The sequence below is a fragment of the Pseudotabrizicola alkalilacus genome (assembly GCF_003443995.1).
Classification (GTDB): Bacteria; Pseudomonadota; Alphaproteobacteria; order Rhodobacterales; family Rhodobacteraceae; genus Pseudotabrizicola; species Pseudotabrizicola alkalilacus.
This window is the reverse complement of the sequence record NZ_QWEY01000003.1, coordinates 154,275-169,047: the sequence shown is the minus strand read 5'-3', so window position 1 is coordinate 169,047 and position 14,773 is coordinate 154,275. Positions and strand designations below refer to the sequence as shown.

17 protein-coding genes are annotated in these 14,773 nt (G+C 62.6%); 9 read left to right on the top strand and 8 right to left on the bottom strand.

From position 1 onward, the window contains the following. Window positions 1-10: 10 nt before the first annotated feature. The gene (gene tkt, locus D1012_RS07555) at window positions 11-2,026 is read right to left on the bottom strand and encodes a transketolase (protein ID WP_118150753.1); all 2,016 of its coding nucleotides are present in this window, start codon (window positions 2,024-2,026) and stop codon (window positions 11-13) included. Between the two features lie 210 nt (window positions 2,027-2,236). On the opposite strand from tkt, the gene D1012_RS07550 reads away from it, so the two are divergent. From D1012_RS07550 to D1012_RS07540, 3 genes are read left to right on the top strand one after another with little or no spacing between them, the layout of a single operon-like run. Next, a complete protein-coding gene (locus D1012_RS07550; RefSeq protein WP_118150752.1) occupies window positions 2,237-2,782 on the top strand; it encodes a hypothetical protein in 546 nt (181 codons plus the stop codon). Beyond that, window positions 2,775-3,149 carry a cell division protein ZapA gene (locus D1012_RS07545; RefSeq protein ID WP_118150751.1) on the top strand — a complete coding sequence of 125 codons (375 nt, stop codon included), beginning with the start codon at window positions 2,775-2,777 and terminating at the stop codon, window positions 3,147-3,149. The genes D1012_RS07550 and D1012_RS07545 overlap by 8 nt, the downstream gene beginning before the upstream one ends. Beyond that, window positions 3,146-3,490, top strand: coding sequence for an MliC family protein (locus D1012_RS07540; protein WP_118150750.1), 345 nt, complete (start codon window positions 3,146-3,148; stop codon window positions 3,488-3,490). Before D1012_RS07545 ends, D1012_RS07540 begins: the two co-directional genes overlap by 4 nt. Before the next feature lie 66 nt (window positions 3,491-3,556). Here D1012_RS07540 and grxD read toward each other — a convergent pair whose 3' ends face one another. From grxD to D1012_RS07505, 7 genes are all read right to left on the bottom strand, one after another. Beyond that, complete coding sequence (gene grxD, locus D1012_RS07535; protein WP_118150749.1) at window positions 3,557-3,919, bottom strand: Grx4 family monothiol glutaredoxin; 363 nt, start codon at window positions 3,917-3,919, stop codon at window positions 3,557-3,559. A 16-nt stretch (window positions 3,920-3,935) separates the two neighbouring features. Next, complete coding sequence (locus D1012_RS07530) at window positions 3,936-4,172, bottom strand: BolA/IbaG family iron-sulfur metabolism protein (RefSeq protein WP_118150748.1); 237 nt, start codon at window positions 4,170-4,172, stop codon at window positions 3,936-3,938. A gap of 72 nt (window positions 4,173-4,244) precedes the next feature. After that, the gene (gene purL, locus D1012_RS07525) at window positions 4,245-6,419 is read right to left on the bottom strand and encodes a phosphoribosylformylglycinamidine synthase subunit PurL (protein ID WP_118151152.1); all 2,175 of its coding nucleotides are present in this window, start codon (window positions 6,417-6,419) and stop codon (window positions 4,245-4,247) included. Between the two features lie 100 nt (window positions 6,420-6,519). Then, window positions 6,520-7,185 (bottom strand): class I SAM-dependent methyltransferase, encoded by a 666-nt coding sequence (locus D1012_RS07520; protein ID WP_118150747.1) that lies wholly within the window; start codon window positions 7,183-7,185, stop codon window positions 6,520-6,522. A 200-nt stretch (window positions 7,186-7,385) separates the two neighbouring features. After that, entirely contained in the window at window positions 7,386-7,820 is a 435-nt protein-coding gene (locus D1012_RS07515; protein ID WP_147335637.1) for a hypothetical protein, read from the bottom strand. An 87-nt stretch (window positions 7,821-7,907) separates the two neighbouring features. Continuing rightward, on the bottom strand, window positions 7,908-8,138 hold the full coding sequence (locus D1012_RS07510) for a hypothetical protein (RefSeq protein WP_118150745.1): 231 nt from the start codon (window positions 8,136-8,138) through the stop codon (window positions 7,908-7,910). 166 nt (window positions 8,139-8,304) lie between these two features. Continuing rightward, window positions 8,305-9,213, bottom strand: coding sequence for a LysR family transcriptional regulator (locus D1012_RS07505; protein ID WP_118150744.1), 909 nt, complete (start codon window positions 9,211-9,213; stop codon window positions 8,305-8,307). A 222-nt stretch (window positions 9,214-9,435) separates the two neighbouring features. Between D1012_RS07505 and D1012_RS07500 the strand changes: the two genes are divergently transcribed. From D1012_RS07500 to argS, 6 genes are all read left to right on the top strand, one after another. Further along, window positions 9,436-10,314: a lysophospholipid acyltransferase family protein gene (locus D1012_RS07500; protein WP_118150743.1), complete on the top strand. Its 879-nt coding sequence runs from the start codon at window positions 9,436-9,438 to the stop codon at window positions 10,312-10,314. Between the two features lie 42 nt (window positions 10,315-10,356). After that, window positions 10,357-11,169 carry a glutamate racemase gene (gene murI / locus D1012_RS07495; protein ID WP_118150742.1) on the top strand — a complete coding sequence of 271 codons (813 nt, stop codon included), beginning with the start codon at window positions 10,357-10,359 and terminating at the stop codon, window positions 11,167-11,169. A 130-nt stretch (window positions 11,170-11,299) separates the two neighbouring features. After that, window positions 11,300-11,749, top strand: coding sequence for a cytochrome c maturation protein CcmE (gene ccmE, locus D1012_RS07490; RefSeq protein WP_118150741.1), 450 nt, complete (start codon window positions 11,300-11,302; stop codon window positions 11,747-11,749). A gap of 80 nt (window positions 11,750-11,829) precedes the next feature. After that, the gene (locus D1012_RS07485) at window positions 11,830-12,441 is read left to right on the top strand and encodes a holin-associated N-acetylmuramidase (protein ID WP_118150740.1); all 612 of its coding nucleotides are present in this window, start codon (window positions 11,830-11,832) and stop codon (window positions 12,439-12,441) included. Continuing rightward, complete coding sequence (locus D1012_RS07480) at window positions 12,432-12,938, top strand: 3TM-type holin (RefSeq protein ID WP_233517043.1); 507 nt, start codon at window positions 12,432-12,434, stop codon at window positions 12,936-12,938. The genes D1012_RS07485 and D1012_RS07480 overlap by 10 nt, the downstream gene beginning before the upstream one ends. Window positions 12,939-12,996: 58 nt before the next feature. Beyond that, entirely contained in the window at window positions 12,997-14,739 is a 1,743-nt protein-coding gene (argS, locus tag D1012_RS07475; protein ID WP_118150739.1) for an arginine--tRNA ligase, read from the top strand. The last annotated feature ends 34 nt before the right edge of the window (window positions 14,740-14,773 follow it).

The window sequence follows — 14,773 nt, the reverse complement described above, 5'->3', positions numbered from 1 at the left end:
TCCTTGATTTTCAGAGCAGCGCTTTAGCCTTGGCGACCGCCGCTTCGGCAGTGATGCCAAATTCGGCGTACAGCCGCTCTGCCGGGGCCGAGGCGCCAAAGCCGGTCATGCCGACAAAATCGGCCTTGTCGCGCTTGCCGCCTTCGCCGAACAGCCAGGTATCCCAGCCAAAGCGGGTGCCTGCCTCGATGGCGATGCGGACCGCACCGGGTGGCAGCACCTTGCGGCGGTAGGCGTCATCCTGTTCGGCGAACAGCTCCCAGCACGGCATCGAGACGACACGGGTGCCGATGCCTTCGGCCTCCAGCAGATCGCGGGCCTTCAGCGCGATTTCGACTTCGGAGCCAGTCGCCATCAGGATGACCTGACGCTTGGTGGTGGCCTCGGCCAGCACGTAAGCCCCTTTGGCGACAAGGTTCTGGTTGGTGTGGGTCTTGCGGACGGCAGGCAGATTTTGCCGCGACAGGGCCAGCACGGTGGGCGTGGTCTTAGTGGTCAGCGCAACTTCCCACGCTTCGGCGGTTTCCACCAGATCGGCGGGGCGGATCACATAGGTGTTCGGCGTCGCGCGGCTGATTGCCAGATGCTCGACCGGCTGGTGGGTCGGGCCATCCTCGCCCAGACCGATGGAATCATGGGTCATGACATAGACCACCGGAACCCCCATCAGCGCCGAGAGACGCATCGCAGGACGGGCGTAATCGGTAAAGCACATGAAGGTGCCGCCATAAGCGCGCACGCCGCCGTGCAGCGCCAGACCGTTCATCGCCGCCGCCATGCCGTGTTCACGGATGCCGTAATAGACGTAGCGGCCCTTGCGGTCCTCGGACGAGAACACGCCCATATCGGCGGTCTTGGTGTTGTTCGATCCGGTCAGGTCGGCCGATCCGCCGATGGTCTCGGTCATCACCGGGTTGACCGCGGACAGCACCTTTTCGGATGCGGCGCGGGTGGCGAGTTTCGGCAGATCGTCCACCGCCTGCTTTTTCACGGCGCGGATGGTGGCCGACAGCTTGTTCGGCGCGTCGCCGGCAAAGATGCGGGCGAATTCGGCCTGTTTGGCGGGCGACAGCGCGGCCAGACGGGACTCCCACTCGGCGCGGGCGGATTTGCCTTTGGCGCCAACGGTTTCCCACCACGACTTCACGTCAGCAGGCACCTCGAACGCGCCGCCGGTCCAGCCGTAGCCGTCTTTCGCGGCTTGCAACTGGGCCTTGTCGGTCAGCGCGCCATGGCCTTTGGATGTGTCTTGTGCGGCATGGCCGATGGCGATGTGGGTCTTGCAGGCGATCATGGCCGGGCCGGACGACGCCTTGGCGGCGGTGATGGCGCGGTCAATGTCTTCGGGGTCGTGGCCGTCGCAGGAAAACACATCCCAGCCGGAGGCGGCAAAGCGCGCGCCCTGATCGGTCACATCCGACAGCGACACCTTGCCGTCGATGGTGATGCCATTGTCATCCCACAGCACGATCAGACGCGAGAGCCTGAGCCGCCCGGCCAGACCAATCGCCTCTTGTGACACACCTTCCATCAGGCAGCCGTCACCGGCGATGACATAGGTGTGGTGGTCCTGCACCTTTGCCCCCCAGCGGGCGCGCAGGGATTCTTCGGCCATGGCAAAGCCGACGGCGTTGGAAATACCCTGACCCAGCGGGCCGGTGGTGGTCTCTGCCGCCGACACATGGCCATATTCCGGATGGCCTGCGGTGATCGCGCCCCATTGGCGGAAGTTCTTGATCTGCTCCAGCGTCATGTCGGCATAGCCGGTCAGGTACATCAGCGAGTAGAGCAGCATCGAGCCATGGCCTGCCGACAGGATAAAGCGGTCACGGTCGGGCCAGCGTGGGGCGCTTGCGTCGAATTTCAGGTGGTTGGCGAACAGCACGGTGGCCACATCGGCCATGCCCATCGGCATGCCGGAGTGGCCGGAGTTGGCAGCGGCGACTGCATCCAGCGTCAGGGCACGGATGGCGGTGGCGCGCATCCAATGATCGGGGTGGCGGTCGCGCAGGGTCTGGATGTCCAAGGCCGGGCTCCTCATACTTGGATCGGTGCGGGTTCAGGGTTCCTTACCACCCCGGACGGCAAGATCAAGCACAGCGGCCAAGCTGTTGACGATATGGGGCGTTCCTTGCCCGCGCTTTGCGTTAAGATCGGGCTTGACCTGTCCTTGTGCGATTCGCACTTATGGGCAGACCAAAGGAATAAAGACCGGAGTATCCGGGAAAGAGGGGGCATGGACAACATTGCCGAACTGGAGCGCCGGATCACCGCGGCGCTGATGCGCATCGGAAACGGGGTTGAGGCGCTGTCTGCTGTGCAGCCGGAACCGGAGCCTGAGCAGGTTTTGGCGGGCAGCCCGGTCGCCACGCTGGCCGATGGCGTGGCCGAGGCCGAGATTGCGCGACTGAATGAGGCGCTGGACGAAGAGCGGATGCTGGTGGCCCAGCTGAACGAGCGGCTGCGGATGCTGCGCGATCAGGGCACCGGCAAGCAGGAGCTGGAGGCCGAAGTGGGTCGTCTGAGCAAGCTTCTGGATGTGCAGGGGCTTGAAATGCAACGGTTAAAGAAAACCGTTGTGTCCTTGCGCGAGCAGCTGCGGCTGATGACCGAGGCGCAGGCCGAGGGCCGGGTGGAGCCGCATCTGATCAACAAGGCGATGCTGACCGAGCTGGAGGCGCTGCGCGCGCTGCGCGCTGCCGAAGCCGCCGAACTGGATGAGTTGATTGCCGCGCTCGATCCGCTGGCCGGACCCAAAGAGGAGGTGGCACAGGATGCCTGATGTAACAGTCTCGATCGGGGGGCGCGATTTTCAGGTCGCCTGCCAGCCCGGGGAGGAACATTTTCTGCGCGCCGCTGCGGCCCTCCTGGACGCCGAAGCCGAACCGCTGGTGCAGCAGATGGGGCGTCTGCCAGAGGCGCGGATGCTGTTGATGTCGGGGCTGATGCTGGCCGACAAGACGGCGGCGGTCGAGGATGAAAACCGCCAGCTGAAGGAAAAGCTGGCGGCGCTGCAGGCGCGGCCGGTGCCGTCGCCGGAAAAAGTTGAAGTGCCGGTGATTCCGCCACAGGTCTTTGAAACCATGGCCGAAATCGCGGCGCGGGCCGAGGCCCTGGCCGACCGTGTCGAAGAACGGGCGCAAGGATGAGCCGGGGTCTGGCGCTTGGTCTGATCGCCGTTGCGGGCTTGGGTATGGCCGTGCAGGCCAGCGCAGAGGTGCTGGAGGTGCAGAACCTGCGCTATGCCTGCGACCGGGGGGTGGAGGTGCCTGCCACCTTTGTCACCGGGCCGGAGGATGCGCTGGTGGTGATCCAGATCGAGGGCCGTCAGATCCTGTTGTATCAGGAGGTTGCCGCTTCTGGTGCGCGCTATGCCTGGCCATCGGACGGGGCTGGCTATGTGCTGTGGTCCAAGGGGGATGCGGCGACGATCTATTGGCGCGAAGGCGGGCAGGAAACCGAATTGCTCAGTTGCACGGCGCAGATGTAATGCAAAAGGCCCGCGAGATTTCGCGGGCCTTTTCAATGTGATGCGCTGGATACTTCGTGCAATGCCTTAGGAGGCGTTGGCCTGCCGGATCTTTTCGGCGGCGTCTTTGTCATAGGTCACGCCCTTGGCCTCGAACAGCGCGTCCAGCTCGCCCGACAGGGTCATTTCGGTGACGATGTCGCAACCGCCGACGAATTCGCCTTTGACATAAAGCTGCGGGATTGTGGGCCAGTCGGAGAAATCCTTGATGCCCTGACGGATTTCGGCATCGGCCAGCACGTTCACATCGGCAAACTCGACGCCCATGTAATTGAGCACGCCCGCCACGCGGGACGAAAACCCGCATTGCGGCATCATCTTGGTGCCCTTCATGAACAGCACCACATCGTTTTTCTCGACAGTGTCCTTGATCTGGTCTTGAGCGCTCATCTGCGTGTTCCTTTGATTATTCCGGGGCGCGGGTGGTCAGCGCCAAAGCGTGCAATTCGCCCTGCGAGCCATCCATCTTGCCTTTGAGCGCGGCATAAACCGCGCGCTGTTGCTGCACACGGTTCAGGCCGCGAAACGACTCGTCCACCACTTCGGCGGCAAAATGCTGGCCGTCATCCCCCTGTACCGTGATCTTTGCCTGCGGAAAGCTGGCGCGGATCAGGGCTTCGATGTCGCGGGCGTCGATGGGCATTGGCGGGCTCCTGTCAGTCTTTCAGCCAAATCTAGGGTGTGGCGGCGTCGGCTGCAAGAAAGCTTTGGCGCTTTATGCTGCCGTCACCGGACCAAGGGCAGCCTCAAACGCGGTTCTGTAGGTGTCGCTGAGGGTTTTGAGCGGGGCAGAGTGCCCGCCCAGCGTGACCGTATCGCCGCCAAACCGACCTACCACATGAGCAGGCACGCCGGCACGATGCGCGGCACCGGTCAGGCCATGCAGCGCCTTTGGATCGATGGCGACCAGATAGCGCGCCTGATCTTCGCCAAACAGCGCGCCGATGTCGCCGGATTCCAGATCAATGCCCAGACCTGCAGCCTCGGCCATCTCGAACGCGGCCAGTGCCAGACCGCCATCGGACAGGTCGGTGCAGCAGCGCAGGATCTTGCCCTGCGCGCGGATGAACTCGCCGTTGCGTTTCTCCGCCATCAGATCGACGGCAGGGGCGTCGCCCGCCTCGATGCCAAAGGCTTCGGCCAGCAGGGCGGACTGGCCCAGATGGCTGCCGATGCCGCCGATCAGCACCGCCAGATCGCCGGTTTGCGGCTTGCCGTGGATCAGATGATCCAGCGTTGGCAGAATGCCGACCGCGCCGATGGTGGGGGTGGGCAGGATGCCGGAGCCGTCGGTTTCGTTGTAAAGCGAGACGTTGCCCGAGACGATCGGCATGTCGAGCGCCGCCACAGCTTCGCCGATGCCTTTGATCGCGCCGACCAGCTGGCCCATGATTTCGGGCTTTTCCGGGTTGCCAAAGTTCAGGTTGTCGGTGGTGGCGAGGGGAAGGGCCCCCATCGCGGTCAGGTTGCGATAGGCCTCGGCCACGGCCTGCTTGCCGCCCTCGAACGGGTTGGCTTTGACATAGCGCGGGGTCACATCGGAGGTGAAGGCGAGCGCCTTGGTGGTGCCATGCACCCGCACCACGCCTGCGGGCAGGCCGGGGGTGATCAGGGTATCGGCACCGACCTGTGAGTCATACTGCTCCCAGACCCAGGCCTTGTGGGCGTAGGAGGGGGCGGAGATCAGGGCGATCAGGGCGTCAAGCGGGGTGATGGCGGGAATGTCGCCCAGTGGTGCTGCTGCCGGGGTCTCGATCCAGGGCCGGTCGTATTCCGGCGCGGTGGAGGACAGTTTCGACAGCGGCAGATCGGCTTTGACATCATTGCCATGCAGGATCAGGAAGCGGTCTTCGGGGATGGTTTCGCCGACGATGGCGAAATCGAGATCCCATTTGACGAAAATCGCGCGGGCCACGTCTTCGAGTTCCGGTTTCAGAACCATGAGCATACGCTCCTGGCTCTCGGACAGCATCATCTCGTACGCGGTCATGTTGGTTTCACGCTGCGGCACGTCGGCCAGTTGCAGCTTGATGCCCAGACCGCCCTTGTCGCCCATTTCCACCGCCGAGCAGGTGAGGCCAGCAGCGCCCATATCCTGAATGGAAATGACGGCACCTGATTGCATCAGCTCCAGACACGCCTCCAGCAGGCGTTTTTCGGTGAAGGGGTCGCCGACCTGAACGGTGGGGCGCTTTTCCTCGATGGTGTCATCGAATTCGGCGGATGCCATGGTGGCGCCGCCGACGCCGTCGCGCCCGGTTTTGGCGCCGAGGTAGACGACCGGCATGCCGACGCCGGAGGCGACGGAGTAGAAAATCTTGTCGGCATCGGCGAGGCCCGCCGCAAAGGCATTCACCAGACAGTTGCCATTGTAGGATTTGTGGAACCGCACTTCGCCGCCGACGGTGGGCACGCCGAATGCGTTGCCATAGCTGCCCACACCTTCGACCACGCCTTTGACCAGATGCGCGGTTTTCGGGTGCGAGGGCAGGCCGAACGACAGCGCGTTCATCGCGGCAATGGGCCTAGCACCCATGGTGAACACGTCGCGCAGAATGCCGCCAACGCCGGTGGCAGCGCCCTGATGCGGTTCGATGTAGCTGGGGTGGTTGTGGCTTTCCATCTTGAAGATGACCGCCTGCCCGTCGCCGATATCAACCACGCCCGCATTCTCGCCGGGGCCGCAGATGACCTGCGGGCCGGTGGTGGGCAGGGTGCGCAGCCATTTCTTGGAGGATTTGTACGAGCAATGCTCGTTCCACATCGCGCTGAAAATGCCCAGCTCGGTGAAATTTGGTTCGCGGCCGATGATTTCGAGTATCCGCGCATATTCGTCGGGCTTGATCCCGTGTTTTGAAACAAGCTCGGGGGTGATCGCGGGTTCGGTCATGTCAGCTTCCTCACAGCAACTGCGCCGCGTCATAGGGCATGACCGGAAGGATAGAAAGGGGCGAGCGTGGAACTCTGCCGCTTTGCCTGCAAAATCTGTGTCAGGAAGGGGGGACAGAGCGGCGGCTGAGGGCCCATTGCGCGCCCGGACCGGCGGCCACGATCTGCCAGTCGCTGTTGCGCGTGAATTCCTGCACCGCCAGAAAGACGCCGTGATGCTGGTTTTGCGGGTCAGGGGCCCAGTCATCACCCAGAATCACACCGCCCGGCGCCATCATGTCCTTGAGATGCACAAGCTCGTTCAACGTCGGTTTGTATTTATGACTGGCATCCAGATAGGCAAAATCCAGCGGCTCGGTGATCTGTGCGGAACAGGCGGGGAAGGTGTCTTCGATGATCACGCTGTGTATGTCGGGGAATTGGGCGATGCGGGCGGTGGCTTCGGCCTTTGCGGCCTCGGTCGTGAGGGTGTCAAAGTTGGTATAGGCTTTGCCCCAGCCAAAGGTTTCGCCAAGTTTGGTCCAGGGATCGACCAGATAGAGTTTGCGCGGCCGGACCACGTCGCAGATCAGGCTGCTGAAATGGCCGCGGAACACGCCGATTTCGATGCCGCTTCCGCCGGGTGGGACATAGTTGAGAATCCAGCGGCGCGCGCTCAGACGGCTGATTTCGCCCGGTGGCATCGGAAAACGGGCTTCGATGGTCTGGATGATATCGGCGGGGCCGGGGGGGGCCTTTGGCCGCGATGATCTGATCCAGTTGAACATAAGACACTTCCAATGACTTTGCCGTGCTATCCTTTGCACAGTGGCATCGAATAGACGGGGGGCCAAGGCGAAACAAATCTGCGGGTTGGAAACGGGATAGCTTGGTCGCTGGAGCAAAGGTTGATACGGCAAGGCCCCGGCAAACTGCCGGGACCAAGTGTCTGGCTGAAACTGGTCAGCTAAGGGTTAAGCGTATCCGATCAGTTGTCGGCGCCGGTCTCATTCTGATTCTCCAGCGAGGCGAGAATCTCGGCCCATGGCCAGATCAGCGTGACCTGACCGGAAGATACCTCGCCCGGAGCCAGCATGATCTGCATGAATTCGGTCGGGGCACCAACGGCCTGATCCAGCTCGACAAGGATCAATGTCGTCCCATCTTCCTGCGAGGCGGCACTGGATACGGTGCCGAGCATGGTGCCGTCTGACGACATCACCTGATTGCCGACAAAGGCTTCGGAGACAGGGGTAACCGACTGTCCGGCTCCGGTGCCCAGATTGCTGGTGCCGGCGGGAACGGCCATCACGCCGACCTGCGCCGTGATTTCCGTGGTGTCACTGGTCACTTGTGCCAGCGTCGGGCCGGCAAGAAAGACACCCAGAGCGGTGCTGACGAGAAGGGTTTTCAGATTGGTCATCATTAGGTTCCTTGCTTTAGGTTCATTGGCCAAAAGCCATGCAAGGACAACCCGGCAGATTGATTTGGGTTTCCGTTCTGATGCGTGTCAGACCTGCCTGAAACGAAACCGGTAAAATACTGCCAGTTTGGCTTTGACCGAGGGCGGATTCTTGCGGACCTCTGAAATCGGATGGAACCAAAGCACCTTGGTACCTTCTGCGGTCAGCTCCGTCTGGTCACGCGGCGGATCTTTTTTGTGCAAAGGAAGCGGGCGCCCGGTACCGGAAGTGATGAACTTGGCAGCAAACCCCGGATAAATAAAAAAAAGGCCGAGCATAAAGCTCGGCCCAAGTCCAACAGGGAGGTATGAAGCGTTCGAGAGCAATCACTCAACCGCCCGCTTCATGGGTGGATTTAGGCATGCGTTTGATTCGGGGCAAGGCTGAACATGCTGCTTTTGCAGCATGTCCGCTATGTGATGGGCGCATGGCTGCGCCCGGCTGTCATTCCCCCAGCCCATCCATCTGCTGACGCTTGCGATAGGCAAAGATCTCTTCGGTGACAAATTCGCGGAACGCCGCCACACGTTTGGAATGACGTAGCTCTTCCGGGTAGGCCAGAAAAACCGGCACTTCGGCGCTTTCGGTTTCGGGCAGGACCCGGACCAGATGCGGGAAATCAGCCGTGATATAATGCGGCAGAACGCCGATACCCAGATGATTCAGCACGCCCTGCAGCACGCCGAAGTAGTTGTTCACCGTCAGCGTGGACGGAATATCATGTGCCATCAGCTCTTGCACAAGAGATGCACCTGCCGCCACCTGCGGCACGCCAGCATGCTGGGCGATCAGCCGGTGCTGGGTGAAATCCTCCATCGAGGCGGGGGTGCCGTGTTCAGCAAGGTATTCCGGCGATGCATAGAGCCGCATCCGGATGTTCATCAGGCGCTTGCGGATCAGATCAGCCTGTGACGGCTCTTTCATGCGGATGGCGACATCGGCCTCACGCATCGGCAGGTCAAGCACCCGCTCTTCCAGCATGAGGTCGATTTTCAGGCTGGGGTATTTCTTGTACAGGTTGGCCAGACGCGGTGCGAGCCAGAGCGTGCCAAAGCCGGTGGTGGTGGTGACGCGCAGCTCACCAAACACCTCATCCTCGGAATCGCGGATACGGGCGGCGGTCGCCTCCAGCCGTTTGGCCATGGCTTGGGTGGCGTCGAACAAAAGCTCGCCCTGTTCGGTCAGGATCAGGCCGCGCGCATGGCGGTGAAACAGGGTGACCGACAGGCTTTCCTCCAGCGCGCGGATCTGGCGGCTGACGGCGGATTGCGACAGGTGCAGCACGTCACCGGCATGTGTCAGGCTGCCCTTTTCTGCAACCGCATGAAAAATGCGCAGTTTATCCCAATCCATCTCTCAACCCTTTACGGAAGCCGAACGCTATCACGGTCCGCCTCATGTGGGGAGAATCATTCGCATGTAAATGCCCGGGCGGGCGGATTTCGCGCCAAGGCGTGGCCTTTTGGCCTTGATTCGCCCGTTCGTGCGGCGTCCGGTCGCGGTGTCATCGACGTGTTACCGGAACCGGCGAAACGGAACGATCAGGTGGAATCGGGCGCGGTTGGCGGAGGAAAGATGCAGCAAGATGTGGCGCGCGAGATCTCGTATGCGTCTTCGGCTTCCAGCCGGGCCGGAGCGACGCTGATCCGGGTGCTGGAGAATGCCACCGGGCGGCTGTCGCTGATCCGACGCGCGGCGGGCTATGAGGATGAGGTGGCGCGTGGCCGCAGTTTCTGGGACGTGGTGCCGGAGCGGTATGGCTTGAGTCTGGATGTGGTCGGCGGTTCGGTGGGCAATATTCCCGCCACCGGGCCATTGGTTCTGATCGCCAATCATCCGTTTGGCATTCTGGACGGGCTGATGATGGGGCATTTGCTGGACCGGGTGCGTGGGGACTTTCGCATTCTGGCCAATTCGGTGTTTCGCAGGGCGGAGGCGCTGAACCGGGTGGTGTTGCCGATCTCGTTTGACGAGACGAAAGCGGCGGTGAAGCTGAACCTGGAGACCCGGGCCGAGGCGTTGCGCTATCTGGGGCAGGGCGGGGCGATCGGGGTGTTTCCGGGCGGTACGGTGTCGACCAGTGCAAAGCCGTTCACCTCGGCCCCGATGGACCCGGGCTGGCGCAATTTTACCGCCAAGATGATTGCGAAATCGGGGGCGACCGTGGTTCCGGTGTACTTCGATGGCCACAACTCGCGGCTGTTCCAGATTGCCAGCCATGTGCATTACACCCTGCGGCTGGGATTGCTGATCAAGGAGTTCCGCGCCCGGATGGATGAGCCGGTGCGGGTGGTGATCGGCCAGCCGATCCCTGCCAGCGATCTGGCGCCGTTGAAGGCGGATCCGACCCGGATGATGGAATTTCTGCGCCGGGCCACATACGATCTTTCACCGCGCCCGCTGGGGTCGTATGCTCCGGGCTACGAGTTTGAGGCGAGATACAAAATGCGCTGACCGGGCCATCGCCCGCAACAGGCGCAAGGTTTGGGGGCAGGCATGGCGGTTGGGGTTTTTGACAGCGGCATTGGTGGGCTGACGGTGCTGGACGCGGTGACCAGGCGGTTGCCGGATCTGCCGCTGGTCTATCTGGGCGACAATGCCCATGCGCCTTATGGTGTGCGCACGCATGATGACATTTTCAACCTGACCTGTGCTGCGGTCGAGCGGCTTTGGGCCGAGGGCTGTGATCTGGTCATTCTGGCCTGCAACACGGCTTCGGCCGCGGCGCTGAAGCGGATGCAGGAAACCTGGGTGCCAAAGGACAAGCGGGTGCTGGGGGTGTTCGTGCCGATGATCGAGGCGCTGACCGAACGGCAATGGGGCGACAACTCGCCCCCGCGTGAGGTTGCGGTCAAGCATGTGGCGCTGTTTGCCACCCCCGCCACGGTGGCGAGCCGGGCGTTTCAGCGTGAGCTGGCATTCCGCGCCATCGGTGTGGATGTCGAGGCGCAGCCCTGTGGCGGCGTGGTCGATGCCATCGAGCAGGGCGACGAGATTCTGGCTGAAGCGCTGGTGCGGTCCCATGTCGAAGCGCTCAAGCGCCGGATGCCGCACCCCGAGGCGGCGGTGCTGGGTTGCACGCATTACCCGCTGATGGAGGCGGTGTTTCAGGACGCGCTTGGCGAGGGCGTAAAGGTGTATTCGCAGGCCAATCTGGTGGCGGAGTCGCTGGCCGATTATCTGACCCGGCGGCCCGAGATGCTGGGCACGGGCACGGAGTCGAAATTCCTGACCACGGGTGACCCCAAGGCGGTGTCGTCCAAATCCACCCAGTTCCTGCGCCGCCGGATCGAGTTTCAGGCGGTCTGATCCGGGTTTCTTGCCGGTTTTGATCCTGATCAATCACATCTGTGGGTTGCGGCATTAGAACAACTCGACAAGGGTTTGGTTTCGCCCCACATCAGGGGGGAACCGGGACGGAGGGCTGAGCATGGCGGGAATGAAGGGGCTGAAAAAGCAGCGGCGGGTGCAGATCATTGTGCTGGCCTTCGCCGCCCTTGCGCTGTCCACCGGGCTGATCGGCTATGCGATGAAGGACGGGATCAACTTTTTCCGCAGCCCGACGCAAGTGGTGACCGACCCGCCGCGCCCCGGCGAGGTGTTCCGCATCGGCGGTCTGGTCGAAGAGGGCAGCATTATCCGTGGGCAAAGCGAGACGGTGAGCTTTCGCGTGACCGACACCAATGAGACCATTCCGGTGCGCTATACCGGCATTTTGCCGGATCTGTTCACCGAAGGGCAGGGCATGGTCGGCACCGGGTCGATGCAGGATGATGTCTTTATCGCGACCGAGATTCTGGCCAAGCATGACGAAACCTATATGCCGGCCGAAGTGATTGACGCCCTGAAAGAACAGGGTGTGTATCAGGATGCCGGGTCCGGCAGCTGAGCGCGCAGGGTTTGACGCCCGTTAACCGGCGTTGAGGCAGTTTGTCACCGGGGGGAGTATCACCACTCCGGGGATAGCCCATGACAAGCGTAAGACAACTGGCCGAAGAAATCGTCGCCCGCGAGGGCGGCTATGTGAATGATCGCGACGATCCGGGCGGGGCCACCAACCATGGCGTGACCATCGGCACCCTGCGCCGGCTGGGTCTGGATGTGAACCGTGACGGGCGGATCAATGTGACCGATGTGCGGGCCCTGAGCCGCGCGCAGGCGGTGGAGATTTATCTGGACCATTACCACAAGCGCCCCGGCATCGCGGCGCTGCCTGAGGTTTTGCAGGCCTCGGTGTTCGACATGTATGTGAACGCGGGGTCGAATGCGGTGAAGATCCTGCAGCGACTGATCACCGATATGGGGTTTCCCTGCACGCCGGATGGGGTGATCGGGCCGCAGACCATCCGCGCGGCGCAACTGGCGTTTGAGGCGGCGCCGAACCATCTGGCCGATGCTTACGGCATTGCGCGGCGCAATTATTACTATGGTCTGGCAGATGCCCGCCCGCAAAGCCGCAAATTTGCCCGCAGGCAGGATGGCGGCAAGGGCGGCTGGATCACCCGCGCCGAAGAATTCATCGCACAGCGCTATCACCTGACGGCAGCACAGCATAAGGAAAGGGTTGCAAAATGGGGCTGATGTCCGGGTTTGGTCTGGGCCGGGGTGCGATTCCGGCTTTGGGCGGTGTCTCACGCGAGATTGCCCGCAACATTGCGCCGGATCTGGCGCGCGGTCTGGCCGAGGCGGTGAACCGGCTGCCGGTGCCGGAGCCCGGAGCCTTGCCGCCCGCGCGGCCCGGATCGGGTTATGACCGGCTGATCGACGCGATCAACCGGCTGCCGCGCCCGTTGATGGCCTTTGGCTCGCAGGCACTGGTGCTTTATGCGCTGCTCGACCCGGACGGGTTCGCCGCGCGGATGCAGGGCCTTGACGCGATGCCCGAGGCGCTGTGGTGGCTGCTCGGTGCGGTGATCACCGCCTATTTCGGCGCGCGCGAGGCGCATCATCTGCGCAATCGTGGCACGCAGGCCGGGGGGGCAGAGGTCGTCACCGGGGCCGATGTGGCCCCGAAACGCCCCGATGACCGGTCAGATGCCGCCAATCCGGCGCTGGAAGACTGGCGCAGCAACGGCTGAACTTGACCTGACTTGTGCCCTCTGGCATGCCCTTGGGCACAAGACAGGATTTGATCAGATGAACCTCTTCGCCGATATCCGCGCCACCGTTCTGGACGCTTTGACCCAAATGCAGGCCGAGGGCACATTGCCCGACGGCCTCGATTTTGCCAGCGTTGCGGTGGAACCTCCGCGAGATGCGGCGCATGGCGATATGGCGACCAATGCCGCGATGGTGCTGGCCAAACCCGCCAGACTGCAGACGCGCGCTATTGCCGAGGCGCTTGCCGCAAAACTGCTGGCCGATCCGCGCATCACCGCCGCCGATGTGGCGGGGCCAGGGTTTCTGAACCTGCGGCTTGCGCAAGATGTCTGGCAGGCGCTTGTCAAAGCGGCGCTGGTTCAGGGCACCGAGTTTGGCCGTGCCGATGTGGGCAAGGGGCAGACGGTGAATGTGGAATTCGTCTCTGCCAATCCGACCGGGCCGATGCATGTGGGCCATGTGCGCGGGGCTGTGGTTGGCGATGCGCTGGCCAATCTGCTGGCCTTTGCGGGCTGGAAGGTCACGCGGGAATACTACATCAACGACGGCGGCGCGCAGGTCGATGTGCTGGCACGGTCAGCTTATGAGCGCTACCGCGAGGCGCATGGGCTGGAGCCGGAGATCCGCGAAGGGCTGTATCCGGGCGACTACCTTATCCCGGTGGGCGAGGCGCTGAAGGAAAAATACGGCGACACGCTGCTGGACAAGGGCGAGCAGGTCTGGCTGGCAGATGTGCGCGAATTTGCAACGCAGATGATGATGGCGCGGATCCGCGAGGATCTGGCGGCGCTTGGCGTCGAGATGGATCTCTATTCGTCAGAAAAGGCGCTGTACGGCACCGGCAAGATCGAGGCCGCAATCCAGACGCTGAAAGACATGGACCTGATCTATGAGGGTGTGCTGGAGCCGCCAAAAGGCAAGGAACCCGAAGACTGGGAGCCGCGGGTGCAGACCCTGTTCCGCAGCACTGCGCATGGCGATGATGTGGACCGCCCGGTGCAGAAATCGGATGGCAGCTGGACCTATTTCGCGCCCGACATTGCCTATCACTTCGACAAGGTGCAGCGCGGCTATGATCAGCTGATCGACATTTTCGGCGCCGATCACGGCGGCTATGTCAAGCGGATGAAAGCGGCGGTGTCGGCGCTGTCGGGTGGCCGGGTCGGGCTGGACATCAAGCTGATCCAGCTGGTCAAGCTGTGGAAGAACGGCGAGCCGTTCAAGATGAGCAAACGCGCGGGCACCTTTGTCACCCTGCGCGACGTGGTGGAAATGGCGGGCGCGGATGTCACCCGGTTCATCATGCTGACCCGCAAGAACGACGTGGCGCTGGATTTCGATTTCGACAAGGTGCTGGAGCAGTCGAAAGACAACCCGGTGTTCTATGTGCAATACGCCAATGCACGGGTGAACAGCATCTTGCGCAAGGCGCGTGAAGCCGGGGTGGATGTGTCGGATGCCACCCTTGCGGCGGCGGATCTGTCAAAACTGGACCATGCTGCCGAGATCGCGGTGGCGAAAAAGATCGCCGAATGGCCGCGTCTGGTCGAGATTGCCGCGCGCGGGAATGAGCCGCACCGGGTGGCGTTTTATCTCTATGAGCTGGCGTCAGACCTGCATGGGCTGTGGAACCGGGGCAATGATGATGTGTCCTTGCGGTTCCTGCAGGACGATACCGCCACATCTCAGGCGAAAATCGCACTGGTGCGGGCCGTGGGCGTTGTCATTTGCTCAGGTCTTGGTATCTTGGGCGTGACGCCGGTCGAGGAAATGCGCTGATCAACAGCGCCCCGCCGGTGATGCAGGCAACAAG

What these genes read in the sequence shown, in the direction of transcription:
- D1012_RS07550 (WP_118150752.1), top strand. Translation starts at nt 2,237, where the DNA reads ATGGACAACATTGCCGAACTGGAGCGCCGGATCACCGCGGCGCTGATG.
- D1012_RS07545 (WP_118150751.1), top strand. Translation starts at nt 2,775, where the DNA reads ATGCCTGATGTAACAGTCTCGATCGGGGGGCGCGATTTTCAGGTCGCC.
- D1012_RS07540 (WP_118150750.1), top strand. Translation starts at nt 3,146, where the DNA reads ATGAGCCGGGGTCTGGCGCTTGGTCTGATCGCCGTTGCGGGCTTGGGT.
- grxD (WP_118150749.1), bottom strand. Translation starts at nt 3,919, where the DNA reads ATGAGCGCTCAAGACCAGATCAAGGACACTGTCGAGAAAAACGATGTG.
- D1012_RS07530 (WP_118150748.1), bottom strand. Translation starts at nt 4,172, where the DNA reads ATGCCCATCGACGCCCGCGACATCGAAGCCCTGATCCGCGCCAGCTTT.
- purL (WP_118151152.1), bottom strand. Translation starts at nt 6,419, where the DNA reads ATGACCGAACCCGCGATCACCCCCGAGCTTGTTTCAAAACACGGGATC.
- D1012_RS07520 (WP_118150747.1), bottom strand. Translation starts at nt 7,185, where the DNA reads ATGTTCAACTGGATCAGATCATCGCGGCCAAAGGCCCCCCCCGGCCCC.
- D1012_RS07515 (WP_147335637.1), bottom strand. Translation starts at nt 7,820, where the DNA reads ATGACCAATCTGAAAACCCTTCTCGTCAGCACCGCTCTGGGTGTCTTT.
- D1012_RS07510 (WP_118150745.1), bottom strand. Translation starts at nt 8,138, where the DNA reads ATGCTCGGCCTTTTTTTTATTTATCCGGGGTTTGCTGCCAAGTTCATC.
- D1012_RS07505 (WP_118150744.1), bottom strand. Translation starts at nt 9,213, where the DNA reads ATGGATTGGGATAAACTGCGCATTTTTCATGCGGTTGCAGAAAAGGGC.
- D1012_RS07500 (WP_118150743.1), top strand. Translation starts at nt 9,436, where the DNA reads ATGCAGCAAGATGTGGCGCGCGAGATCTCGTATGCGTCTTCGGCTTCC.
- murI (WP_118150742.1), top strand. Translation starts at nt 10,357, where the DNA reads ATGGCGGTTGGGGTTTTTGACAGCGGCATTGGTGGGCTGACGGTGCTG.
- ccmE (WP_118150741.1), top strand. Translation starts at nt 11,300, where the DNA reads ATGAAGGGGCTGAAAAAGCAGCGGCGGGTGCAGATCATTGTGCTGGCC.
- D1012_RS07485 (WP_118150740.1), top strand. Translation starts at nt 11,830, where the DNA reads ATGACAAGCGTAAGACAACTGGCCGAAGAAATCGTCGCCCGCGAGGGC.
- D1012_RS07480 (WP_233517043.1), top strand. Translation starts at nt 12,432, where the DNA reads ATGGGGCTGATGTCCGGGTTTGGTCTGGGCCGGGGTGCGATTCCGGCT.
- argS (WP_118150739.1), top strand. Translation starts at nt 12,997, where the DNA reads ATGAACCTCTTCGCCGATATCCGCGCCACCGTTCTGGACGCTTTGACC.